This window comes from Parabacteroides sp. MSK.9.14 (genome assembly GCF_019041495.1).
Lineage (GTDB): Bacteria > Bacteroidota > Bacteroidia > Bacteroidales > Tannerellaceae > Parabacteroides > Parabacteroides merdae.
In genome coordinates this window covers 100493-124647 of sequence record NZ_JAHPXO010000012.1, presented here as the reverse complement: position 1 = coordinate 124647, position 24155 = coordinate 100493, and the positions used below count along the sequence as shown (strand labels likewise).

Here is a 24155-nt window from a genome sequence, read left to right as displayed (position 1 = left end):
TGATGGCCCGTTCGTCTATCGGTTAGGACGCAAGATTTTCATTCTTGAAAGGGGGGTTCGATTCCCCCACGGGCTACAATAAACAGGATTAAAGAATAAATAAAGAGAATAGCTAAGAAATGGCAAATCACAAGTCATCAATTAAGAGAATCAGACAGACCAACGCAAAACGTCTGCATAACAGATATTATGCTAAGACTGCAAGAAATGCAATGAGAGTTTTGCGTGCTACTGAAGATAAGAACGAAGCTCAGGTTCTGTTCCCGAAGGTGTGCTCTATGTTGGATAAGCTTGCTAAAAAACACATTATTCACAAGAATAAGGCAGGCAACTTGAAATCCAAATTAGCGAAGCACGTCAACGCACTTGCAAAATAAGGTATTATACTTTATATAGTATAAAGCCGGACTGGTTAGCCCGGCTTTTTTAAACCTGATGGCCCGTTCGTCTATCGGTTAGGACGCAAGATTTTCATTCTTGAAAGGGGGGTTCGATTCCCCCACGGGCTACCTTTTTTAAAGAGACAAAGTTTGACTTTGTCTCTTTTCTTGTTATATACCTCCGTTTGACTATTTTCACACTCCCTATACCTTCTAAGTTAATTATTTTCACTATATTTGTTAGCTTTTTTAGACAGACAGATAATTACAGATTTTAAACGATAAAGACTCATGAGTGAAGAAATTAAGAATACTTCCACAGAGTACTCTGCGGATAGTATTCAGGTACTTGAAGGGTTAGAGGCAGTGCGTAAGAGACCGTCCATGTATATTGGCGATACCAGCGAGAAAGGTCTCCACCATTTAGTATACGAAGTTGTTGACAACTCTATTGACGAAGCACTGGCCGGATTTTGTACCCAAGTTGACGTAGTGATAAACGAAGATAACTCCATCTCTGTTACAGACGATGGCCGTGGTATTCCGGTAGATATTCATGAGAAAGAAGGCGTGTCAGCGCTTGAAGTCGTATTGACCGTGCTCCATGCAGGAGGTAAATTCGACAAAGGCTCTTACAAGGTTTCAGGAGGTTTGCACGGCGTAGGTGTATCCTGTGTAAACGCACTTTCCACTTACCTGAGAGCAGAAGTCCGCCGCGATGGAAAAGTCCACATGCAGGAATTCTCCTGTGGTAAGCCACTTCATTCTATCGAAGTGATCGGCGAAACAGATGTGACCGGTACAACCATCATGTTCAAACCGGACGGAAGCATCTTCTCCGTGACCGAGTATAAGTACGAGATTTTAGCTGCACGTCTGCGCGAGCTGGCATTCCTGAATGCAGGCATCACACTTAGCCTGACAGATAAACGCGTCGTAAAGGAAGACGGCAGCTATAAATCTGAAATATTCCGTTCGGAAGAAGGGTTGAAAGAATTCGTTCGCTACATCGACCGCTCCAAAGAGCAACTGATCCCGGATGTGATCCACATCGTTACGGAAAAGCAGGGTATTCCGGTCGAAGTCGCCATGACTTACAACACTTCATTCAACGAAAGCGTATTTTCGTATGTAAACGATATCAACACCATAGAAGGAGGTACTCACCTGGCCGGTTTCCGCCGCGGTTTGACCCGCACACTAAAAAAATATGCCGACGACTCCAAGCTGCTTGAAAAAGCAAAGGTTGAAATCTCCGGCGACGACTTCCGCGAAGGTCTGACAGCGGTCATCTCTATTAAAGTGGCAGAGCCACAGTTCGAAGGGCAGACCAAGACGAAGTTGGGAAACAACGAAGTAACCGGTGCCGTAGACCAGGCTATCGGCGAAGCATTGGGCTACTACCTGGAAGAACATCCTAAGGAAGCCAAGATAATCGTCGACAAAGTGATCCTTGCAGCCCAAGCACGCCAGGCTGCCCGCAAAGCTCGCGAACTGGTACAGCGCAAATCACCGATGACAGGCGGCGGTCTTCCCGGTAAGCTGGCCGACTGTTCTTCAAAGGACGCCGCACTTTGCGAGCTGTTCCTCGTCGAAGGAGACTCTGCAGGCGGTACAGCCAAGCAGGGACGCGACCGTAACTTCCAGGCCATCCTGCCGCTCCGCGGTAAGATCCTAAACGTCGAAAAGGCGATGGACCACAAGGTATTCGAAAGCGAAGAAATCCAGAATATCTTCCGCGCAATGGGTGTCACCATCGGTACCGAAGAAGATCCGAAAGAATTAAACCTGAGCAAACTGCGCTACCACAAAGTGATTATCATGACCGATGCCGATGTGGACGGAAGCCACATTGCCACCCTGATTCTTACTTTCTTCTTCCGCCGTATGCGTGCGCTGATCGAAAACGGATATGTCTATCTGGCCACTCCTCCTCTCTACCTGTGCAAGAAAGGCAAAGTGGAAGAATATTGCTGGACTGACCAACAACGTCAAGCATTCATCGACAAATATGGCGGCGGTAACGAAAACCAAATCCACACACAGCGATACAAAGGTTTGGGAGAAATGAACGACCACCAGTTGTGGGATACGACCATGAACCCGGAAAACCGTACGCTGAAACAGATCACGATCGACAGTGCTGCCGAAGCTGACCAGATATTCGCCATGCTGATGGGTGAAGATGTCGGCCCGCGCCGCGAATTCATCGAAGAAAATGCAACGTACGCAAACATCGATGCGTAAAGATTTATGATTTATAATTTATGATTTATGCACCGATAATAAATCATAAATTATAAATCATAAATTATAAATCATAAATCATAAATCATAAATACATGAAGCTCCGTCGTCCGAATTTAGAGGCCATCTACAGGGAAGTAGATCATTATATTCCGAAAAAAGAAAATCTTCAACCTCCCCGTATAGGAATATCCGCCAATCGGAAAGACGGACTTTCCTGCATAGCAGAAACCTATGTACAGGCGGTACTGAAAGCTGGAGGTGCTCCGGTTCTGATCCCGGTCATTACGGATATCGAAGCGTTGACGGCAATAGTGAACGGGTTGGACGGGCTGGTCATGAGCGGTGGTGGCGATATCAACCCGCTTTACATGCAGGAAGAACCAATTCCCGCCTTGCAGGATGTAGATACCTACCGGGATGAATACGACCTGATACTGCTCCGCTTGGCGACCAACCGCCAGTTGCCGGTCATGGGAATATGCCGTGGCCACCAGATACTGAACGTCGCATTTGGCGGCAACGTATACCAGGATATCCATACCCAACACAATCAAAAGCTACTGAAACACAGCCAGACGCTTTCCCGCGAACAGGTTTCCCATTCCGTCACACTGAACGAAGGCCCCTCTAAGCTCCGCACCATGCTGGACAGTGAAAAAGAACTTTTGGTCAACTCTTTTCATCACCAGGCAATCAAAGAGCCGGCTCCCGAATTTATCACTACGGCGACAGCTCCCGACGGGATCAACGAAGCGATGGAGCATCCGGAAAAAGAAATATTCAGTGTCCAGTGGCACCCCGAAGCGATGGCTGCCAATGATGATGAACAGATGTTGAAACTTTTCAAGCATCATGTCGAATCGTCCCGCCTATTCAAAAAGGCCAAATACATCCACCACAGGAACGTGACGCTCGACTCCCATACCGACACTCCGATGATCTTTCCGGGTGAATTCAACATCGGGTTGAAAGAAGGCGGCAAGGTAAACCTCCCTTTCATGGAAGAGGGGCTGATTGACGCGACGATCATGGTCGCCTACATTCCACAGGGACCGAGAGACGACGCTTCACTGCTGAAAGCGACGGACTTCGCCATGAACCGCCTGCAGGAAATACACCGGCAAATGGAGTTGAACCGTACACGCATGTGCATCGCCTACACGCCGCAGGAAGTCCACGTGCTGAAAGCTGCCGGAAAGAAAGCGATCATGTTAGGCGTGGAAAACGGATATGCGATAGGCAAGGACATCGAGAATATCACCCGTTTCCGGAAAATGGGAGTTTCCTATATCACTCTCTGCCACAACGGGAGCAACGACATATGCGACTCAGCAAGAGGAGACGCGGAATGGAACGGCCTCAGTCCTTTCGGGAAAGAAGTCGTCCGCAAAATGAATGAGACAGGGGTATTGGTCGATATCTCGCATGCCGCCGAAAGTACCTTTTATGACGCACTTGAAACAAGCACCTACCCGATCATCGCCTCCCATTCTTCTGCCCGCGCGCTTTGCAACCATCCGCGCAACCTGACGGACGAACAACTGAAGGCGCTCGCCGAACAAGGTGGCGTCGCACAGATATGCCTCTACAAAGGATTCATCAACGAAGATGCCGAAAAAGCGTCCCTGAGCGATGCGATCCGTCATATCGACCATATCGTAGACCTGATTGGAATCGACCATGTGGGGATAGGTTCCGACTTTGACGGTGACGGCGAACTGATCGGCTGCCGGGCAAGCAACGAACTGATAAACATCACAATGCGTCTTCTAAAAGAAGGATATACAGAAAATGATATTGCTAAAATATGGGGAGGTAATCTGTTGCGCGTGATGAACAAAGCGCAATCCGCTCCCGATAACTCCTTATAAACGACAAGATATGACTAAACTGATTTTATTATTATTCTCCATGACCCTGTTCGCATGCGGTCAGAAAGGAACCAGCGAGACAACAGTTCCCGTAACGGAAGTGAAGAAAGCTCCAGCAACAACCGCCCCATTGTTTGATGCGGACAGTGCTTATGCTTATGTCGAAAAACAAGTATCATTCGGTTACCGTGTCCCGAACACGCCAGCTCATAAGGCTTGTGGCGATTACCTAGCATCCGAGCTGAAACGTTTCGGAGCACAAGTATACGAACAGGAAGCTACACTTACAGCTTACAATGGAACCCCATTGGAATCACGTAACATCATCGGTTCCTTCAATCCCGATAAAGACAAACGCATCCTGCTTTTCGCCCATTGGGACACGCGTCCTTATTCAGACCACGATCCCGACCCTGCCAACCATAAGAAACCGTTGGATGGGGCTGATGACGGTGCAAGCGGTGTAGGCGCCTTGTTGGAAATCGCCCGACAAATAGGAATGAAGGCTCCCGAAACAGGGGTAGACATCATCTTCTTTGATGCCGAAGACTACGGGACACCCGAATTTGCTAAAGACAGGTACAACGACACGAGCGACACCTGGTGCCTCGGCAGTCGCTTCTGGGGGAAGAACCCGCACAAACCGGGCTACAAAGCCGAATTCGGTATTCTACTCGACATGGTCGGTGCCAAAGATGCGGTCTTCTATAAAGAATATATTTCGATGAAATATGCCGCCCGTTATGTGGATGAAGTATGGGAAGCGGCCCGTAACTTAGGATACGGCAAATATTTCATCAACGCAAACGGCGGAGGCGTGACAGACGACCATGAAGCAGTCATCGAAGAAACCGGTATTCCTTGCCTGGATATCATCAACTATGATCCGAACTCGGACAAAGGTTTCCGTGACCATTGGCATACGCAGAACGACAACATGAGCAATATAGACAAAAACGTACTGAAAGCCGTCGGCCAGACAGTACTCGAAGTTGTATATAACAGATAAAAGATAGAACAGAAATGACAATCAATGAACTTCAAAACAATGTCATCGAAGAGTTTGCAGACTTCGACGACTGGATGGACAAGTATGCGTTACTGATAGACTTGGGTAACTCGCTTCCCCCTTTGGAGGAAAAGTATAAAACGGAAAGCAACCTGATCGAAGGTTGCCAGAGCCGTGTTTGGCTGCAGGCGGATTACGTAGATGGCAAGATCCTGTTCAAAGGCGAGAGCGATGCGGTAATCGTCAAAGGGATCGTCTCTTTGCTGATCAGCATCCTGTCCGACCACACCCCGCAGGAAATACTGGATGCCGATCTTTACTTCATTGAAAAGATCGGCTTGAAAGAGCACCTCAGCCCTACCCGCTCGAACGGCCTGGTGGCAATGGTCAAGCAGATGCGCATGTACGCGCTGGCATTCCGTACTAAGGAACAGCAAGGGTGATCTTCAAAACACCTATGTTTAAAATCAAAAAGCTCTTTCTTTTTTTAGCAAAGACAAGCACATAATTCCGTAAACATCCCCATGTTGCCCTCCTTAACACCCGGATGTACCAACTCTCTACACCCGGATGTAAAGGATGGCAACATGGGGGTGTCCGGCAACTAAAGTACCGTGCCGGACAATAAAAACCAACAGGTTTTACCTATTTTACAGCCGTTTTTTTTGGAAAATGATCGAGTGATTTGCAGGGATGGGAAAAACTGCTATTGCCGGTGATAGGGCAGTGATAGAGAAAACGGGCATGTATCACAGACGAAACAAATTGAATATCAACCTGTAAAAAGAAATCAGTGACACAGTGACAGAGGAAATGGGAAAAACCTAAAAGGCTTTCTTCAGAAGCAAAATCTATAATGGAGATTATACCGACGAAGAAACAGTCTACTTAAATTCAAGAAGACCGATAAATGGCGAAATTCCTTCCTGGCAACATTTAGAAGCGGCAGATCTCATTCAAGATTATGAGAGAGATCGGCTAAAAGGTAAACTGAAAGAAATCGCCTCCAAATTGAAAGAAGATTCCAATCCGGTCATCATGCTGATCAAACAGAAACAAAAATAAAAATTCCGTCAGAACTTCAACTCCAACTGTTCCGGCAGCAAAGTAAATGTCTTGCGATGATAAGGGGTTATCCCGCATTCCCGGATGGCTTCACGATGGGCTTTTGTGGGATAGCCTTTGTTTTCCTTCCAATGATAGGCGGGATATTCCCGGTCGAGACTGTCCATATAATCGTCACGATAGGTTTTCGCCAGGATGGAAGCGGCGGCAATGCTTAGATATTTGCCGTCTCCTTTTACGACAGTCGTATGTTTGAGACCGGGATAAGGCGTAAAGCGGTTCCCGTCGATCAACAAATGTTCCGGCTTGACCTTCAACTGGTCAATGGCCCGGTGCATGGCAAGGAAAGAGGCTTTCAGGATATTGATCCTGTCGATTTCTTCAGGCGTAACGATACCAACAGCCCAAGCAATCGCCTCCCGCTCGATAATCGGACGGAGTGCATAACGTTTCTTTTCGCTCAATTGCTTGCTGTCATTTAAATCTTCATTATGAAAGTCCGGCGGTAAGATAACCGCAGCGGCATACACCGAACCCGCCAAACATCCACGGCCGGCCTCATCACAGCCGGCCTCTATACGATTTGCTTCTAAGTAGGATAATAACATGGTTAATCAACTTCTTCTATCAAATTCATCAAATGGCGGGATCTTGTCGGTAATCCCACAACAAATGGATAAATACATAAACTAATGAATACCAATCTTTCTCTTCATTATCCAGGGACGGAGGACGAAGTAAGAAAACAGCGTAGCGAGAGTAACACCGCAGATATTCGCGAGGAAATCGAACCAGTCGCCACCACGGTATGTCGTACAATATTCCTGCAAAAGTTCGATTGCTCCGCTCATCAAGACCGGACATAAGACCGCTCCAATCCAAGCATGCCACAACACATCGTCGTATTTGCAATGGTTGCGCAGGAACTCGATCCACAGCATACCGGACAAGCCGGCATACATACAGAGATGAGCCACTTTGTCTATCCCCACGATTTTTCCGACCTCCAGAGAAGGCGGTTTAAAGAAAGAGAGATAGATCACCACTGCGATAATCGTCAGGGAGATCGGATATTTCTTCAGGTAATACAACATCACTATTACTCCATTCAATATATTCAGAACATCTTCCGCACTCGTTCGATACCGGCGGCAAAAGCGTCTATTTCTTCTTTTGTATTATAGAACGAGAAAGAGGCTCGAACCGTCCCCTCGATACCTAAATCCTGCATCAACGGCTGGGCACAATGATGTCCGGTACGGACTGCAATGCCCAAACGGTCCAGCAACATCCCCATATCATAATGATGGATATTGCCTACCAGAAAAGAAAGTACCGCCCCTTTATGCGCCGCCTGTCCGAAAATGCGCATACCGTCGATCGCATTCAGCTTATCGGTCGCGTAACGAAGCAACTCGTCTTCATAAGCCGCAATATTGCCCATTCCCAAACGACCAACATAGCGCAAGGCTTCCGCCAAAGCCGTACTGCCTATATAATCAGGCGTTCCAGCCTCGAACTTGAAAGGCAATTCGTTGAAAGTCGTCTTTTCAAAAGACACGGAAGCAATCATCTCCCCTCCTCCCTGGTACGGAGGCAACTTGTCCAGCCATTCTTCCTTGCCATACAGGACACCGATACCGGTAGGACCGTAAATCTTATGACCGGAGAACACATAGAACTCGGCATCCAAATCCTGCACATCCACTTTCAGATGGGGAACGGCTTGCGCTCCGTCGATCAGTACCGGAACCTCGTGATTATGGGCTTCTTCGATAATCTCCTTTACCGGATTGATCGTACCGAGCACATTCGACACATGTGTAACCGAGACAAGTTTTGTCCGTTCCGAAAAAAGACTACGGAACGTGTCCATGCACAACTCGCCTTTTTCATTCATCGGAATCACTTTCAACGTGATCCCTTTACGGGCAGCCTGTATCTGCCAGGGAACGATATTGGAATGGTGTTCCATCACCGAAACGATCACTTCGTCGCCGGCCGACATACATTCGTCGGTAAAGCTGGAAGCAATCAGGTTGATCGCCTCTGTCGTCCCACGCGTGAAAATAATCTCGTTGGAAGAGCGGGCGTTCAGGAATTGCTGCACGGTCTTGCGTGCATCCTCATGCGCTTCCGTCGCCGCCTGGCTTAGGAAATGAACGCCGCGATGAATATTGGCATTCACATTATAATAGCCACTCTCGATCTTTTCCACCACACAGCGTGGCTTCTGGGTTGTCGCTCCGTTGTCGAAGTAAATAAGCGGCTTATCGTATATCTTATGATCCAGAATCGGGAAATCCTTCCGGATAGACTGTACATCTAACATGACTGTAACTATTTAACTTAATAACAAGCGTCAAAGATAGTATGTTTAACAGTAAAATATACTATTCATACAGTTTATAAGCTAAAAGTTTTGTTTGTACTAATCAAATTTATGCTTTTGTTTCAAACGGAAACACTCTAAGATGTGTTATGATAAAGAATTAAAGGTCTGCGGGACATTGTGGTCCATCATTATTTTGAAATTGATATTGATGTTATCTGGTGGATATTAAGTAATGAACTCCAATCGCTAAAAAAGGCGATCATCTCCATATTGTCCGATTTATCCGAATACCCCCTCCCCTTTTCATTTCTTCTTCTGATAGAAACGCACCCAGTCGATCTCCATCTCGACAGGCAGATCCGATGAATCGACTGCTCCTACCCAGCTTCCGCCTAACTGCATATCGAGCAACAGATAAAACTTTTTGTCTGTGAACGGGAACTGGCCTTCCTTGTCCGTCTCAATGCGAGGATAAGCGAAGGTGCGGGTTTCGTTGATAAAGAAAACGAGACTATCCTGATACATTTCTACACTATAGACATTATAATCATCGCGGTTGATAAAACCGATACCGCCCTGCTTCGGGTTATCTTTGATTCCCAAAGTGTACGTATAGGCAGAATGAACGGTCTGATAAGCAATCGTATCATTATTCAAGCGTTCCATGATGTCGATCTCGCCACCATTCGGCCAACCCTCATTTTCTGGCAACAACCAGAATGCTGGCCATGCGCCAGTTGCTCCATACAACTTGGCACGGATATCCAGGCGCCCGTCGGAAAAACCGACCTTGCCCTTCGTATAAACGCCCCCCGTGATAAAAGGAGCCGTGTCAGCCGGCAAACTGTAATTGACTAATCCACGCAAAACCAAATTGCCATCGCGCATAGTATAGCAGGAATCGAAGTCCGACATATAATTATTCCAGTCTGACTTTCCACGCGGTATCTTACTCCACGAAGCCTCATCGAAATGATCCTCCTGGTCGAAGTTTTCCTCCCAAACCAATTTCCACCCTTCCTGTTGCGACCGGCAACCTGCCATAATCGACAGAGCCACTGACAGTCCTAATGTGAATAATCCTTGCTTCAATATTATCAACCTATTTTTATTTTTTTGCAAAAATAGTTCTTTTCAACGCAAAGGTACAGAGAATCCTGTTCATTTTAAACATCCAACTCCATACCTCTGCATTTTATAACTACTCTTTTTCACCAAACTCCGACTGCTGCCGTTCCACCTCTTTAAGTTTCAAGGTGTTCAACTCCTTGCGCAGACGTTCCACTTCCCGTTCTGCATCCGTTTTGGAAGCGGTGTTCTGTCCGGCCGAAGCACTACCAAGCGGGATGCGGGCAGCATCCGCAGCATCATAGACCAACGGGAAAACAGACGGCTTCGATTCGAACTCAAGTTCACCACTTATCGGCATTTGCAAACCTTCGAACAGGACACTCGCCGTAATCCGTATCTTACCCGGTTTCAAGGTAGACTGAACCAAAACAGGCGCAGTTCCCCATTTTACGGGAACCGGATTTGCCAGTACTCCTGGACCACCTAACAAACGTCCTTCACCTTCAATAGAAAAACAGATATTATAGTTATTCAGCCGTTTGATATTCCCATTCTTATCAGCAACAGCTGCCACTACCGTAACGAAATCGGAACCATCGGCTTTCAGGTCCGTGCCTTCATTATCCATCCACAACAGGATTTTTTCGGGGCGACGGGCAGGTACGACTTTATGTGTAGCAACGACCTTGCCGTCGATCAAACCCTCGGCAAGCAGATAGACATCATCTTGTTTTTGAGTTCTTGAAAAAGCCTTGTCCACCATAAAATCATAGACATCCGGGAAAGTGATAACCGGAGAAGGCATTCCGGGACGATTCTTGTCTTTCTTATAAGTATAAGTCTTTCCACCCTTGTTGAACGTGAGACGAACCTCGTCACAATTGGAATAGACCGTTACATCCTTGCCGGAGAAAGGCGTCATCTCATGGGCGATATACACCATCGGCCCGCTTCCGGCATTCCGGTCATTCTTGACTGCCGGACGTTGCGCCATAAACATATAATATGAATATTTCGGCTGGCGGAAGACATCCATCAAACCACCATAGAAAGGATCAGGATGGTAACCGCGCTGATGGTCGAACGAATGCCAGAGACAACCGCCGACATGCTGCGGAGACTGCTTATAAAGAACATCGTAGCTGGTCACCGGATAATAAGGGCAGGCATAATGCTGTGCCTGTACGCGCATCGGCTGTTCTCCCCAGTTACGGGCTACACGACTCGGCGAATTGTGTGAGCTCCAATCATCCACATTGTCGCCCCATTCGCGGGTAAAGTAGGTCTTCGTCGGATCGATCTCTTTCGAAGCATCCTGCATATTGGCGGGATGGGCAAAATAGACCGGGAAATTCTCATGCCCGCGTGCTTCGCTGTCACTTCCGCTATAACAATAAGGATACGGATATTCGGCATCCACGATATCACGGGGGTTCTTGGCGAAATCAGCCGGATACCAAGTCTCGTTCAGGATCGGTTCCCACAGCCAGACCGAAGGGTGGTTGCGGTCGCGGCGCACGACATTGCGGATATCGCTATACACACGCTGTGCAAATTCGGGCGCGTCATTCCAGAACTGCCAGCCGGGCGTATTGACGATCACGAACAAGCCCAACTCATCGCAGGCGTCCATAAAAGCCGGATCTTGCGGACAGTGAGCATTACGGATGATCTCCATCCCGACATCTTTCAGTTTCTTGGCATCCCGCCAATGAATACTATTTGCGACAGCGTTTCCGACAACCGCAAAATCCTGGTGGCGGTTAGCTCCGATCAACGGTTTGCCGTACGGTCTGCCATTCAGGAAGAAGCCGTCTTTCCCTTTAAACTCAATGCTGCGGATTCCGATACGGCGGCGGTAACCGTCGATCACATTTCCTTCCTTATCAAGTACCCGCACCAGCAAGTTATACAAGGTCGGTGTCGAAGGGGTCCAAAGCATCGGCTGCTTCACCGGCATCCGGTCGGAAACAGTAGTTGCCCTACCCGCCTTCACCTGTATCTTGTCACTCAGCCGGGCGACTTCGGTGCCATCCGGCTGCAACAGCATATATTCCACCCGGCCGGAAAAAGGGTTCTTCGTAGCATTGCGCACATGTATCTTTAACTGAACTTCCGCCAAGGCATCCGAAACCTTTCCGAAAGCGACGAACAAGCCGCCTCCTGCTACCTCGTTTTCATAATTTGGATCGGTGATAAACACATTGTTATGCGCGATCAACCAGCAATCCCGGTAGATGCCGCCGAAATAGGTATAGTCCAACACATCCTGCGCCTTTCCGGGAGGATAGGAAGGATCGTCGCTGTTATCCGCCCAGACGGCAATCACATTATCGCCATTCCAATCCAGTACATCCGTCACATCGACTATGACAGGCAGGTAACCGCCGAAATGCTCCGTCAACAGTTTGCCGTTCACGAACACCTTACTTTTGCCCATAATGGCCTCGAAATGCAGAAAAAGTTTCTTCCCTTTCAGAGCGGCATCGGGCATAAAATGCTTACGATACCAGACCTCCCCTTGGTAATTGATACAACCACTCGCCTCGGTCGGCAAATATTCGATACCGTCCGGCAGGGAGACAACCGTCCAGTCTTTATCATTAAATTCTTTTGTTTCCGCACCTTCCATTGCACCTTTATGGAAGCGCCAGGCAGGATTCATCGAATAGACTTCCCGCCCGCTATTATCGAGGCGGAAAAAACCGGCTGTCGAAAACTCCGGCTGCCGGGCTGCCCACAGGGACAGGCTAAGCCAGACAAACAGGATACTGAATGTAATTTTCTTCATGATATGAATATTTATAATTTTTCATTAAGTGATATATTAATATAATGACGTACACATAAATGATGATTTATACCATTTTATTTTTATGCATCATTAGAACAGATCGTTTGTTCTTATTGTCGCCCGACAACGCCCCCGAAATCTCCAGTGAGGCCATTGAAGTACTTCAATGAGGCCAAAATATTTTTTTGAACGTTTTGAAGCTGTACAAAGTGTTCAAATTATTTTGAGGGGACGTTTTGTAAGCCACAAAGTGTCCAATTCATTTTTTGAAGGGTTTGAAGTCGTACAAAGTGTCCAAATTATTTTTTTGGTCATTCCGTACGACTATTTCATCCACGCGCGGACTTTCTTCACCATCGGAATCTCGTAATAATACCACCAATCGCTATTGTTCGTTTTAGAAGCCAGATGATTGTGATGGTTCAGATCAGAGATGAAACCTTCGGGCTGCTCCATGAAGCGAGTTTCGGAATAGACCGATTCCAGGTTGGAGCGCATGACATCGAAATAACTACACACCTCTGCGACTTTCTCCAAAGCCGCTTCCCGGGCTGCATCGTCCTTTGCCGTGTCATAAGCGTTCAAGGCCAGGATGAGGCGCACCGGATAGTTTTGCAGGTTATTCGTCTGTTCATAGACTTGCAGCGTATAGCGATTGCGTAATGCCTCCGCCTCTGCCGTTCTGATACCCTGGACTATCTTCTCGTAACGTCCGGCTTCAATCTTTGCCTGTGCAATTTTATCTTTATACAGTTCGCTCCATGCCCCCGGTTTCGTCTTGTCCGGCAACTCCATCAATGTGAAAGCAGTCGTGCCCCACGCCGGATTGCGGCGTCCGGAAGTCACCAACGCGCCATCGAAGAAAAAGACCGCCTTCTCCAGTTCATCCAGAAAGGCCATCCGGTTATCCTCCGGGCGAAAACCATATTCCCGCTGTGCATGTGCTTTTTTAAACGCTTCGATATCCCGTGCCGACGGATTCCAACCGAATTCTCCTTGTGCAATGAACCCCCTCCATACCGTTTCCAGATGCGGCGAACCGTCATCCCAAGCAGTCGCCAATATTCCTTCCAGTTGATTGTCGGCAACCAACTGGCTGAATCCTTTCACGTATTCCGAACGGGTATTCCGGCGCGGCATAAAAGGCGAGTCACCGGCAGAAGCAGCCGTCGCCCCCATCACCTTCAACCCCTTATCATGATACCATTCCAAAAGGCGCCGATGGGCAGGCGTCGTCGCATCCTCATATTTCCAACGCATATACACGCATTCTTTCGGAAACAAACCGATCGCCTCATCCAGTTTGTCGGTGTTCCAGACCTTCACCACTTCCTCTTCGGATTTATCGCTTAACGCAAGTTCCCATATACCGGCATATTTTAACGGCATATCATCCCAAAATATAGGAATACGACCATGGTCTACAGCAAACTGGCAGACATTCTTCAACCAGATCATCTGCAATTCGAAAGCAGTCTTGCCTGTAGCCTTGCAACGGTCATCGATTCCGATCGCCGTGATCTCATCCCCACCGACATGCAGGTATTTCCCGTACGGCATGGCTTCAAGCGCATCCAGATAAAGATCGAACTGCACCTCGTATGTACGCGGATCGGACGGACAGAATTCCCAATCGCTGTCCGGATTCTCACGCAGTTCCCAATGATGTTTCAATATAAAACCGGCATGGCCGAGTCCTTGCACAAGTGGGCAGATCTCGACATTCCGTTCCTTCGCATACCGGCAGAGTGCCTGCATCTCCTGCTTGCTGATCGCATTCGGAGCTGCGACTTCCGGCCGGCGAGTAAAGCGCAGTTTATCTTCCAGTTCCCAGATAATCGCATTCACTTTATAACGTGCCAACCTGTCGATCATCCGGTAATAATATTCCATCCGGTCCAGATGATGCTTCGTATCAAGATGGACGGCACGGTAGGCGATAGCCGGATAATCAGTTATCTTCATCTGCGGAATTTCCAGGTCAAAATCCCGGCTATCTTCCAACAACTGCTCCAACGTTTGGCAACCGTAAAACAGTCCGGCTTCCGTGCGGGCCATGACTGTCACACCTTTATCATTCACCTCCAAAACATATCCTTCGGGCGAATCAGGCACGTTCGATTCGGAAAGTTGTAAGAACAATCCCTTTCCCACATGTCCTGCACGGGGAAGGACATCCGTCAACGCTCCCAATATAGGGACAAGTGTGTCTGATGCGGCCGATACAAATTTAAGATCGGTATACATAATTCCTTTTCCCGGAAGCAGTTCGACAGATTGAGGTTGGGGCAGGAGCTGAAACGCCTTGTCCAAGCCACGGGCACAGAGGCCATTTGTCATAAACAACAGACTTATGATTAATAGTTGTATTTTCATGATATACGTTATTTTTATCAAAGATACGGGACTCAAAAAGAAAGTCCTAATAAATAAAAGAAGAAAAGGGCCAGCCATAACATGTTTTACACCATTACAACCGACCCTTAGAATAATACCTATTAAAAAACGGTCAATCACCAACCTTCATTCGGGGTACATAACGGATTTGTCTCCAACTCCTTGGATGGTATAGGATAATAATAATAACGATTCGTATCCCCGACCTTACCAGTCATTAATTGTTTATACCGAACTTCATTACAAGTCTGCATACGCTTTTCCAACAATCCCCAACGGCGAAGATCGTAAAAACGTTCCCCTTCCACAAAGAACTCGATGGCACGCTGACGCTCCAAATCATTAAAGACAGCCTCATACGTCTGTGCTCCGCTATAGGGGTTCAAATTAGCCCGTTCACGAATCTGATTCAAATACCCGATTGCCATCGGCAAATCCTGCTTTCCACGCAAATAAGACTCAGCAAGCAGAAGAAGCACATCTGCATACCGTATCGCCCGTTCATTGATGCAAGACATAGGCGGATCAGCCTCCGATTCGGCCGTATTCCAATTCTGATATTTCAAAATCCAATATGTATTCCATCTGTCTTCTGCAAACTTCTCCCGAAAAGGCTTCAAATAATACATACATCCTTCATAATCCCAAGCAACCGATGAACGTGCACGATAATCAAAATTTCCATCTTTATCTTTTTCTTCCAAGAAATAATCCATTATTTGCGGGGTCGGATTTGCCTCATACCAACCACTGGCTTCCGGTGCCGCATATTCTTTCGGACGTGTATTCGTTTGAGTCGAATTGATATTCTCTCCATCTCCCCAAATATCCGTTCCACCAACCGGCTCCATCAACAATTCGAAAATACTCTCTTCATTGTTTTCGTGTACATCATCAAAATTCCATGCAAAATCCTCCACCAAACGATACGTATAAGGTGATTTTGTCAAAGGTTCCAATATTTCAATTGCCTTATCAAAGTCTTCTTCATATACATATATTTTACCCAACACAGCATACGCTGCACCTTTTGTCGGTTTTCCGATAACATCATTCTTCACAGGCAACAAAGAAGCCGCAGTAAGCAAATCCTGTTCAGCCTGCGACCATATCTCGGCCTGAGAAGACTTTTCCAAAGGGAATGTAGAAGGAGACTGAGAAGCTGTCAGACGCAAAGGTGCATTTTTAAACTCTTTTCCTAATTGGAACAAATAGAACCCGCGAATAAACAAACACTCCGCCTTCACCTTATTGACGAAATCCTCTCCGAATTCTCCTTGCTTCTCTTCCAGCTTCTGCATGATTGAATTCGTTCTATACAATGCATTATAGAATTGATAAAACATCCCTTGTGAAAGAGAATTTCCATTTGTATTTGTAAAATAACAGGCTTGAAAGACATCGCTGATATCGTTTCTAAACTCCACTTCGTCCGCACGAGCAATACGCATCATTACACCACGAGTTCCATAATATCCCCCGTTTAGAGCATTTTTCAAAGGAGTATAGCATGAAGTCAAAGCCAATTCAAAATCAGCTTCGGTCTGCCAGAAAGTATCTTCGGTCGCCTTGTTCGGATTCATCTGCTCCAACTGAGCGTCGCACGAAGTACACAAACCTGTAACAACCATTATACAAGATATAAAATATAGATATATTCGTTTCATACTGTTATTTTATTTAAAATGTGACATTCAAACCAAACATAAATGTACGATTAGAAGGATATATAAATTCATCGAAACCACGAGAATATACATCTGAAGAATTCACGTCCGGCGTATACCCCGAATAAGAGGAGATCGTAAAGAGATTCTCCGCATTGACATACACACGAGCTTTCTGGACAAAGCCATGAAACCAAACCGTAGGCAAGGTATAACCTACCTGAAGATTTCTCAAGCGGAAATAAGAACCGCTCTCCAAGTAACGGTCGGATTCGGAACGGGCATTCCTATTCGGGTCGGTCCAAATCAGCCGAGGAGAGGACGCATTTTGATTTTCAGGCGTCCAATAATCCAAAGTACTTGCCAAATAGTTCGTACCACGGGTCACATCCGTCAATTCCAATTTCGTCGCATTATAAATTTTATTACCAGTGACACCTTGGAAACCAATCGAAAAATCAACATTCTTATACGTAATATTACCATTGATCGAATAGGTGAATTTCGGGAATGGGCTGCCACAATACACACGATCCTCATCATTAATCGTTCCGTCATTATTTGTATCCTTGAAACGAATATCGCCGGGTTCGGCACTCGGCTGAATCAGAACCCCATCTTTCTGATGAGCTTGCACCTCTTCCGTGCTATTAAAATAGCCGTCAGTAGGAATCAACCAAAAACCACCTATAGGATAACCGGCCAACGTTCTGCTCGTATAAGTTCCTCCATGAATCGTCCCACCGGTAATTACCTGCGATTCTGCCCCCATTTCCACCACTTCGTTTTTATTATAAGTTCCAAGGAAACTTACACCATAGGACAGATCCTTATTCAAAGACTCATTCCATCCCAAATTAAATTCAAATCCTTGATTACGGATCTTACCTGCATTACGAATCGGATCATTAGCACCTCCCGTAGAAATAGGAATAGGCACATTCAACAAGATATCTTTCGTATTCTTTACATACCAATCAGCAGTCAAAGTCAAACGATTACGCAGGGCCATAAAGTCAATACCGACATTCGTCATCGCCGTTTCTTCCCATTTGATATCCGGATTAGCAAACGTTTTTGGGAAAGCACCTTGTATCAGTCCACTCTTTCCATCCGGATAATTAATGCCGGTCGTAACAACAGACACATATTGATAGTTATCAATTTCCTGATTACCTAGCACCCCATATCCGCCTCTCAACTTCAACTGATCCAACCAAGATACGCTATTCTTTACAAAATCCTCTTCTGCAATATTCCAACCAACAGATACCGATGGGAAATTACCATACCGATAATTGGAACCGAACTTAGAAGAACCATCACGGCGAATGGTCGCAGTCAACAAATAGCGATTCTTATAAGAATAGAAAGCACGTCCTAAAATGGAAGTCAACACGCTGCGGCTTGAATTACCACTTACGGCCAATCCTTGAGATGCGGCATCTATTTCAGTAATTCCTGTCGGCATTCCTTGCCCGGAACCTTGCATATAACGATACCGGGAATCCTGATATGTATATCCGACAAGAGCCGACACCTTATGGTCTCCGAACGTACGATCAAAAGTCAGCAAGTTTTCGACCAAAATATTACGTGTACGGGTCTGCTGTTCCGTCACCGCTGTTATATCATGTTTTGCCAGCCCGAAATCAAACAGGCCTTCATAACTATTATAGCGATAAAATTGGAAATCCGGAGTCAGGTTTAACTTATATTTCAGACCTTTCATTAATTCTACGGAGACATAAGCATTTGCAAATATTTTTACATTATCACTATATCTCTTCATTAAATTATCGTCCACCATACCTAACGGATGAGTCAAATTCACAACGTCTCCGTACAAGCCACCATATCCACCTGTCCGGTTTTCATCATATTGTTCCCATGTCGGAATAGCCTGCAACGTATGTCCGACCATTCCCCCTCTAATGACCGAATATAAAGGATTGCTTTGATCATAAGTCAACACGACATTTGTCCCAGCCTGGAAAATACCCTTCTTGAAATCCTGTTTGCTCTGCAACGTGTAACGCTGGTAGTTCGTGCCTTTCATCACGCCGTCCTGATTCGTATACCCCACACTATTATAGTAGGTGGAATATTTACCTCCTCCCTTCACAGAAAGCGCATAGTTTTGCATCAATGCCGGACCAAACATCAAGTCCTGCCAGTCATTATCCGGTTTTGAAGCCAAATCCTGTGCCATTTCGAGCGGACTCAATCCGGCAGCCCTTCTGGAAACGGTCGTCACTTCCGCCCAGCCGGCAGCATCCAATAAATCCAGATATTTGGAAGGCGAACTGACGCCGACATTGGCCGATAGATCGATAATCGGTTTCCCTTCCGTATTGCTTCCCTCTTTTGTCGTTACTATAACGACGCCGTTAGCTGCACGTGAACCGTAAATCGCAGCCGAAGAAGCATCTTTCAACACATCGATACTGGCAATATCGTTCGGATTGATATGATCGATTCCACTCATATACATACCGTCCACGATATACAAAGGAGAAGAATTGTTCAACGTTCCGATACCACGGACCATGACACGGGTACTACCGCCCGGCGCACCACCCTGCGAAACGATATCCACACCGGCAATCTTACCTTGCAAGGCCTGCCCGATAGTAGTGTTGCTCTGTGTATTCAAATCATCTGTGCTCACGTTAGCTACAGAACCGGTCAAGTCCGCCTTTTTCTGCGTACCGTAACCGATCACGACAACTTCATCCAGCGTTTTCGTATCTTCCAATAATACGACATTGATTGTTTTTTGGTTACCGACAACGATCTCCTTTGACAGATAACCAATATAAGAAATATTCAAAACCGAATTAGGATCGGCCTCGATAGAGAAATTACCATCTATATCGGTAACCGTACCATTTGTAGTACCTTTCACCACCACGTTCGCTCCAATGATCGCTTCGCCGTTATTATCGACAATCCGACCGGTTAAGACATGTGTCTGCTGTTGAGTGGCAGCGATCGCATCCCGGCTTTTCGAAGACAAAATAATATGAGTTCCTTCCATTTCATATTCGATACCCGCATTCTTGAACAGGTTATCCAATACCTCTGAAACAGGTTTCGTTTTCGCCTTTACCGAAACTTTCCGGTTAACATCTACCTGGTTATTATAGATAAACAAATAATCTGTCTGACTTTCAATCTCATTTAGAATTTCCTCTAATTGAGAATTGTTCTTGTTAATACTAACCCGGGCATTCTGCGAATGTGAATCTTCAGCATACGAACAGAATACGCAGGCTCCCAAAAGGAATGTGGATATTCGCATAGTTCTCAAGATTTTTTTACCTGACGGAGTTTTCGGATAATATCCCCCCGACAAAAAGTTTTTTTTCATACCTTTGTAACTGATTTGAAGTTAATACAATGAATTAAAATTGTGTTGATTGGAATGCCGGTAAATGCCCCCCAGCGCTTGCCGGCATTTTTCTGTTATTGACTGCCTGTTTTCATGTTTCCTTCTTATTTTATAAGGTTAATACTAATTATTGTGTTTTTTATTTCTGTTCTTCTATTACTTGTGTTCACCTAATATAAATAATCTGATTTTCATCGTCCCGTTCATACTTGAAACGGATATCCCTCTGCAATACCCTCAACGCATAATCGATACCGTCTGCTTGCCTGAACTTTCCCGTGAAATAGTATTTCAATACATTCTTATTCTCAACAACTATGCTGACTCCGAAATATTTCTCCAGATCATTCATGATCGAGAGGAATGATTCGTTCCGAAAACATATCAGTCCTTCTTTCCAACGATAGGGATTGTAATCGTCAACCGGAATGACTTTCAGCCTGCCGTCCTTTTGCAGGCAAGCTTTGCTGTCCGGTTTCAACATCAATGTATCCCCCAGACCGATACGGGAGGCAACGCGCACACTTCCTTCCATCAACGTAACCTCAAAATCGTCTTTATCGGAATAGCCTTCCACATTAAATTTTGTTCCCAGTACTTCCATATTACATTTGCCCGTTTCCACGATAAAAGGCCTTTTCTTATCTTTGGCCACATCGAAATAGGCTTCTCCGTCTACCGCTACCTGGCGTACGGACTTGTCGAACACAGCCGGGTAAACGATCTTCGTCCGAGCATTCAGCCAGACATTCGTCCCGTCCGACAGCGTGATGTTCACCCGTTGTCCGGTGGGGACATAAATGGATTGCATCGGCACAACTCCATTTTTATCTGAAACAAATTGATATAATAAGCTAAGCCCCAATGTCACAGCGACAGCTGCCGCAATCTTGATTAACTCAGTTCCGAGAGAACTCAAGCTCCATGACTTGTGTCGCATCTTTTCTTCGATCGTTTTTTCATCGCCAAGAAGCAACATCGAGTCGAATATCTTTCTCTCTTTCAAGAATTCTCGTCTGTTTTCCGGGGAATGTTCCATCCATTGCCGGATCCGGACTTCTTCTTCATAAGAAGCGGCTCCTTCAAAGAACTTATATAACGTTTCCCTGTCCATTTTTCATCTTTTTACTTATGCTTACATAATACTAACAGTTCACAAGCCTATATCCCCAGTTGAAAATGGAAAAAATTTCATTTTTATATTTTTTCTTCCGGTATCGAATACCATAGTTCTCTCGGAACTACGTTCTTTTTCAAGAAATATCCGTTCCAACCAGAACCCCTGTTTGTCATCATTCACAGTCTTGGAAACCTGCAATAATAGCTCCTTCCAAGAAGGATCGGGAATATTTTAAAATACTCTCCTGAAAGATTCCGAAGCTCTGAACGAAGTTGTAGTGTAACCGCACCAAAATCATAAGGGACAATCAATCCTTGTCTTTAGTACGGGTATTTCTATATAAAGTTTTTTGAGCAAAACAACTATCATACTATCATAATCAAATTTATATAATTGTAAAACAGCATGTTACTCCATGATAGTTCCTGTTTTTAACTATCATTTATCTATCATAACTATCATGGGTAAAAATAATAAATCATTATATATCAGTATTTTATCAAATTTCAGATATATTCTGAAGCCAATACAAAACAGATTAAATAGGCTCGTTTTTTCATGAAAACAAGCTACTTTTTTACCAAAAACAACTTGAAAAGTTTCTTCAGACCCGGGTGGAAGGGCATGGGAGATCCGGGTGTGGAGGAGGTGGAGACCCGGATCTTCGTGAAACCGGAACGGGGATGTGGAGCTGTTTATCTGCCTTGTTTGAGGAGATTTTATGCACTGTTTCTGATTATAATCCAGTGGAATACCTGCTTTTTTAACCACGGTTTTGGTGAGGTTGCCCTAACGAAGTTGCGGTAAGTTTCCGTTATTCTAACAAAAATATTATATTTGCGACCATACAGCACAATTATGCAGGAAGATGAAAGCAAAATAAAATGGAGTCAGTTCCTAGCCGGCGATAATGAGGCTTATTGCTGGATATACAAAGTCTACATACAAATGCTGTTCCGTTACGGACACAGCTTTACCTCCGATACGGAACTTATAAAAGATTGCATCCAGGATGTTTTTACCGGATTATACAAAAACAGGAAACAACTGATCACACCTAAAAATATAAAAGTCTACTTACTTGTCTCCCTTAAGAATAGCCTGATCAATGCACTTTACCGAGAAGACCGCTACACATCTTACAATCATGAAACTGTTTCCTTTACCCTCGGACTAACGGTCGAAGAACAATATGTCACGGACGAACTGTACACCAACCAACAAAGGAAGATACAGGAAATTCTGAATGTACTGACTCCACGCCAAAAAGAGATCATTTACTATCGCTATATACAAGAACTTAGCTTCGATGAAATCTGCATCATGATGGACATGAATTATCAGTCCGCACAAAACCTTATCCAGCGCTCCCTAAAGAAAATACGCGACCTATACGGGCCAGCGGAAGTATTCCTCCTGCTCCTATCCATTTCCGTCCAATAAGAAAAATAAAAAAAGTTTACTTCCGGTGAGTATAAAATGGAAGCGACCTTGTCCTTTATATAGAATGCTCATCGGAAAAATGGATAAAGACTATACAACATACAGTGCAGACCAACTGCTGAACGACGACTTTTTCATTCAGTCGGAATTACACCCGACTGAAAAAAGCCGGGCTTTTTGGAGCGATCTTCAGATAAAAAGTGCCGCATTATCCCAAGAGATCGAAAATGCCCGTCTCTTCCTACACACTATTAAAATAGACAGAAATTGTTCATCCTTGGCAGCCAAGGATGAACATGCGTTATGGCAACGCATCGAATTAAAAAATAAAGAAACAGAGAGAAAAGCGAAGCGTAAACAATTCATCCGTCTTGCTATCAGCACGGTAGCCTCTCTTCTTTTGTTATCAGCAATCGGCTGGTATGCCACCCTACGGCCGAAAGATGCCGAAATAGACTATCTGGCAATCATCCAAGCCAATCCGGCACCAGACAGTACAAATGAAAAAGTGCAACTGGTCCTTTCCAACAACGAGAAGCTGACCATTGACGGGACGGAAACCCAACTCGAATATAAAAAGGAAGGAAAGGTAAATGTCAACTCCAAACAAGTGGACCTCAGTCCAAAAGGCAATCCGGCACAGGCACAGGAATTTAACCAACTGATCGTACCTGTCGGCCGGCGTTCGTCCATCACATTCGCCGATGGGACCCGGCTCTGGGTAAACTCCGGCTCGAAAGTCGTGTATCCAGTCAAATTCGCAAAAGAGAAAAGAGAAATATTCGTAGAAGGAGAAATATACCTGCACGTCAGCCGGGATGAACAAAAACCTTTCATCGTCAAAACACATCAGATGGATATAAAGGTATTAGGAACACAATTCAATGTCACGGCCTATGAAAACGAAGCGAATATGCAGGTGGTCCTAGTCAGTGGAAAAGTTGAAGTAAACCTCGACAAATGCAAGAATGTCCTGGCTCCTAACCAGATGTTTTCCTACGACAGCAAAATACATAAAGGGAAAATCACAACAGTCGATACCGACAATTATGTGGCTTGGAAAGACGGATATTACCAGTTCCACCAACAGCCGCTCAAAGAAATCGTGAAAAAGCTTTCCCGCTATTACGGAGTCCGTATCTATTGCAAAGAGCCGGCCGACAAATTGTCCTGCAGCGGAAAACTAGACCTGAAAGAGAGTCTGGACGAAATGATGAAAGCCTTGAAAGAAGCGGCCCCGATTCAAATAGAAAACAAATATGAGAGTATAGAAATAAAAGTCAAACATTAAAAACCATACAGTATGGATCCTTAAATCACAACGACACAGGAAGGGAACACACTTCCTTCCCACACAAA

Annotated in this window: 18 protein-coding genes and 2 tRNA genes; 11 read left to right on the top strand and 9 right to left on the bottom strand. The window is 45.5% G+C overall.

Annotated features, from left to right (window positions below; genetic code table 11):
• Positions 1 to 4: 4 nt before the first annotated feature.
• The 7 genes from KTG12_RS08600 (at position 5) to KTG12_RS08570 (ending at position 5953) form a co-directional block, all read left to right on the top strand.
• Positions 5 to 76 (top strand) — tRNA-Glu (locus KTG12_RS08600).
• A gap of 43 nt (positions 77 to 119) precedes the next feature.
• Positions 120 to 377 carry a 30S ribosomal protein S20 gene (gene rpsT / locus KTG12_RS08595; RefSeq protein ID WP_005637528.1) on the top strand — a complete coding sequence of 86 codons (258 nt, stop codon included), beginning with the start codon at positions 120 to 122 and terminating at the stop codon, positions 375 to 377.
• Positions 378 to 437: 60 nt separating this feature from the next.
• Positions 438 to 509 (top strand) — tRNA-Glu (locus KTG12_RS08590).
• Between the two features lie 162 nt (positions 510 to 671).
• Positions 672 to 2627 carry a DNA topoisomerase (ATP-hydrolyzing) subunit B gene (gene gyrB / locus KTG12_RS08585; protein ID WP_005637531.1) on the top strand — a complete coding sequence of 652 codons (1956 nt, stop codon included), beginning with the start codon at positions 672 to 674 and terminating at the stop codon, positions 2625 to 2627.
• A gap of 95 nt (positions 2628 to 2722) precedes the next feature.
• Positions 2723 to 4501, top strand: a complete 1779-nt coding sequence (locus KTG12_RS08580; protein WP_138272808.1) for a gamma-glutamyl-gamma-aminobutyrate hydrolase family protein — start codon at positions 2723 to 2725, stop codon at positions 4499 to 4501.
• Between the two features lie 10 nt (positions 4502 to 4511).
• Positions 4512 to 5510, top strand: coding sequence for a M28 family peptidase (locus KTG12_RS08575; RefSeq protein WP_138272807.1), 999 nt, complete (start codon positions 4512 to 4514; stop codon positions 5508 to 5510).
• A 14-nt stretch (positions 5511 to 5524) separates the two neighbouring features.
• Positions 5525 to 5953 (top strand): SufE family protein, encoded by a 429-nt coding sequence (locus tag KTG12_RS08570; protein WP_005637535.1) that lies wholly within the window; start codon positions 5525 to 5527, stop codon positions 5951 to 5953.
• 630 nt (positions 5954 to 6583) lie between these two features.
• On the opposite strand, the gene KTG12_RS08565 is transcribed toward KTG12_RS08570, so the two are convergent.
• The 3 genes from KTG12_RS08565 to KTG12_RS08555 form a co-directional block, all read right to left on the bottom strand.
• Positions 6584 to 7183, bottom strand: coding sequence for a ribonuclease HII (locus KTG12_RS08565; protein ID WP_005637538.1), 600 nt, complete (start codon positions 7181 to 7183; stop codon positions 6584 to 6586).
• A gap of 81 nt (positions 7184 to 7264) precedes the next feature.
• Positions 7265 to 7669, bottom strand: a complete 405-nt coding sequence (locus tag KTG12_RS08560; protein WP_005646989.1) for a VanZ family protein — start codon at positions 7667 to 7669, stop codon at positions 7265 to 7267.
• A gap of 23 nt (positions 7670 to 7692) precedes the next feature.
• Positions 7693 to 8907 (bottom strand): aminotransferase class V-fold PLP-dependent enzyme, encoded by a 1215-nt coding sequence (locus KTG12_RS08555; RefSeq protein WP_138272806.1) that lies wholly within the window; start codon positions 8905 to 8907, stop codon positions 7693 to 7695.
• A gap of 159 nt (positions 8908 to 9066) precedes the next feature.
• On the opposite strand from KTG12_RS08555, the gene KTG12_RS22085 reads away from it, so the two are divergent.
• Entirely contained in the window at positions 9067 to 9276 is a 210-nt protein-coding gene (locus KTG12_RS22085) for a HepT-like ribonuclease domain-containing protein (RefSeq protein WP_317162983.1), read from the top strand.
• Here KTG12_RS22085 and KTG12_RS08545 read toward each other — a convergent pair.
• The 6 genes from KTG12_RS08545 to KTG12_RS08520 all read right to left on the bottom strand — a co-directional run bounded on the left by KTG12_RS08545 (position 9214) and on the right by KTG12_RS08520 (position 21347).
• Positions 9214 to 10002 carry a glycoside hydrolase family 16 protein gene (locus tag KTG12_RS08545; RefSeq protein WP_005637541.1) on the bottom strand — a complete coding sequence of 263 codons (789 nt, stop codon included), beginning with the start codon at positions 10000 to 10002 and terminating at the stop codon, positions 9214 to 9216. The two genes, KTG12_RS22085 and KTG12_RS08545, sit on opposite strands and share 63 nt — an antisense overlap.
• A gap of 109 nt (positions 10003 to 10111) precedes the next feature.
• Positions 10112 to 12772 (bottom strand): glycoside hydrolase family 2 TIM barrel-domain containing protein, encoded by a 2661-nt coding sequence (locus KTG12_RS08540; RefSeq protein WP_155143587.1) that lies wholly within the window; start codon positions 12770 to 12772, stop codon positions 10112 to 10114.
• 327 nt (positions 12773 to 13099) lie between these two features.
• Positions 13100 to 15151, bottom strand: coding sequence for a family 20 glycosylhydrolase (locus tag KTG12_RS08535; RefSeq protein ID WP_138272804.1), 2052 nt, complete (start codon positions 15149 to 15151; stop codon positions 13100 to 13102).
• Positions 15152 to 15288: 137 nt separating this feature from the next.
• On the bottom strand, positions 15289 to 16839 hold the full coding sequence (locus KTG12_RS08530; protein WP_005646977.1) for a RagB/SusD family nutrient uptake outer membrane protein: 1551 nt from the start codon (positions 16837 to 16839) through the stop codon (positions 15289 to 15291).
• Positions 16840 to 16852: 13 nt separating this feature from the next.
• Complete coding sequence (locus KTG12_RS08525; RefSeq protein ID WP_122116070.1) at positions 16853 to 20143, bottom strand: TonB-dependent receptor; 3291 nt, start codon at positions 20141 to 20143, stop codon at positions 16853 to 16855.
• A 256-nt stretch (positions 20144 to 20399) separates the two neighbouring features.
• On the bottom strand, positions 20400 to 21347 hold the full coding sequence (locus tag KTG12_RS08520) for a FecR family protein (RefSeq protein ID WP_046452228.1): 948 nt from the start codon (positions 21345 to 21347) through the stop codon (positions 20400 to 20402).
• A gap of 564 nt (positions 21348 to 21911) precedes the next feature.
• Between KTG12_RS08520 and KTG12_RS08515 the strand changes: the two genes are divergently transcribed.
• The 3 genes from KTG12_RS08515 to KTG12_RS08505 all read left to right on the top strand — a co-directional run bounded on the left by KTG12_RS08515 (position 21912) and on the right by KTG12_RS08505 (position 24087).
• Positions 21912 to 22160, top strand: coding sequence for a hypothetical protein (locus tag KTG12_RS08515; RefSeq protein ID WP_138272803.1), 249 nt, complete (start codon positions 21912 to 21914; stop codon positions 22158 to 22160).
• 51 nt (positions 22161 to 22211) lie between these two features.
• Positions 22212 to 22796 carry an RNA polymerase sigma factor gene (locus KTG12_RS08510; RefSeq protein WP_022322207.1) on the top strand — a complete coding sequence of 195 codons (585 nt, stop codon included), beginning with the start codon at positions 22212 to 22214 and terminating at the stop codon, positions 22794 to 22796.
• 79 nt (positions 22797 to 22875) lie between these two features.
• Positions 22876 to 24087 (top strand): FecR family protein, encoded by a 1212-nt coding sequence (locus tag KTG12_RS08505; RefSeq protein WP_122342789.1) that lies wholly within the window; start codon positions 22876 to 22878, stop codon positions 24085 to 24087.
• The last annotated feature ends 68 nt before the right edge of the window (positions 24088 to 24155 follow it).

Bases quoted from the DNA above. Each gene is read 5' to 3' on its own strand.
- rpsT (WP_005637528.1), top strand. From the start codon at position 120: ATGGCAAATCACAAGTCATCAATTAAGAGAATCAGACAGACCAACGCA.
- gyrB (WP_005637531.1), top strand. From the start codon at position 672: ATGAGTGAAGAAATTAAGAATACTTCCACAGAGTACTCTGCGGATAGT.
- KTG12_RS08580 (WP_138272808.1), top strand. From the start codon at position 2,723: ATGAAGCTCCGTCGTCCGAATTTAGAGGCCATCTACAGGGAAGTAGAT.
- KTG12_RS08575 (WP_138272807.1), top strand. From the start codon at position 4,512: ATGACTAAACTGATTTTATTATTATTCTCCATGACCCTGTTCGCATGC.
- KTG12_RS08570 (WP_005637535.1), top strand. From the start codon at position 5,525: ATGACAATCAATGAACTTCAAAACAATGTCATCGAAGAGTTTGCAGAC.
- KTG12_RS08565 (WP_005637538.1), bottom strand. From the start codon at position 7,183: ATGTTATTATCCTACTTAGAAGCAAATCGTATAGAGGCCGGCTGTGAT.
- KTG12_RS08560 (WP_005646989.1), bottom strand. From the start codon at position 7,669: ATGTTGTATTACCTGAAGAAATATCCGATCTCCCTGACGATTATCGCA.
- KTG12_RS08555 (WP_138272806.1), bottom strand. From the start codon at position 8,907: ATGTTAGATGTACAGTCTATCCGGAAGGATTTCCCGATTCTGGATCAT.
- KTG12_RS08540 (WP_155143587.1), bottom strand. From the start codon at position 12,772: ATGAAGAAAATTACATTCAGTATCCTGTTTGTCTGGCTTAGCCTGTCC.
- KTG12_RS08535 (WP_138272804.1), bottom strand. From the start codon at position 15,151: ATGAAAATACAACTATTAATCATAAGTCTGTTGTTTATGACAAATGGC.
- KTG12_RS08530 (WP_005646977.1), bottom strand. From the start codon at position 16,839: ATGAAACGAATATATCTATATTTTATATCTTGTATAATGGTTGTTACA.
- KTG12_RS08525 (WP_122116070.1), bottom strand. From the start codon at position 20,143: ATGCGAATATCCACATTCCTTTTGGGAGCCTGCGTATTCTGTTCGTAT.
- KTG12_RS08520 (WP_046452228.1), bottom strand. From the start codon at position 21,347: ATGGACAGGGAAACGTTATATAAGTTCTTTGAAGGAGCCGCTTCTTAT.
- KTG12_RS08515 (WP_138272803.1), top strand. From the start codon at position 21,912: ATGAAAACAAGCTACTTTTTTACCAAAAACAACTTGAAAAGTTTCTTC.
- KTG12_RS08510 (WP_022322207.1), top strand. From the start codon at position 22,212: ATGCAGGAAGATGAAAGCAAAATAAAATGGAGTCAGTTCCTAGCCGGC.
- KTG12_RS08505 (WP_122342789.1), top strand. From the start codon at position 22,876: ATGGATAAAGACTATACAACATACAGTGCAGACCAACTGCTGAACGAC.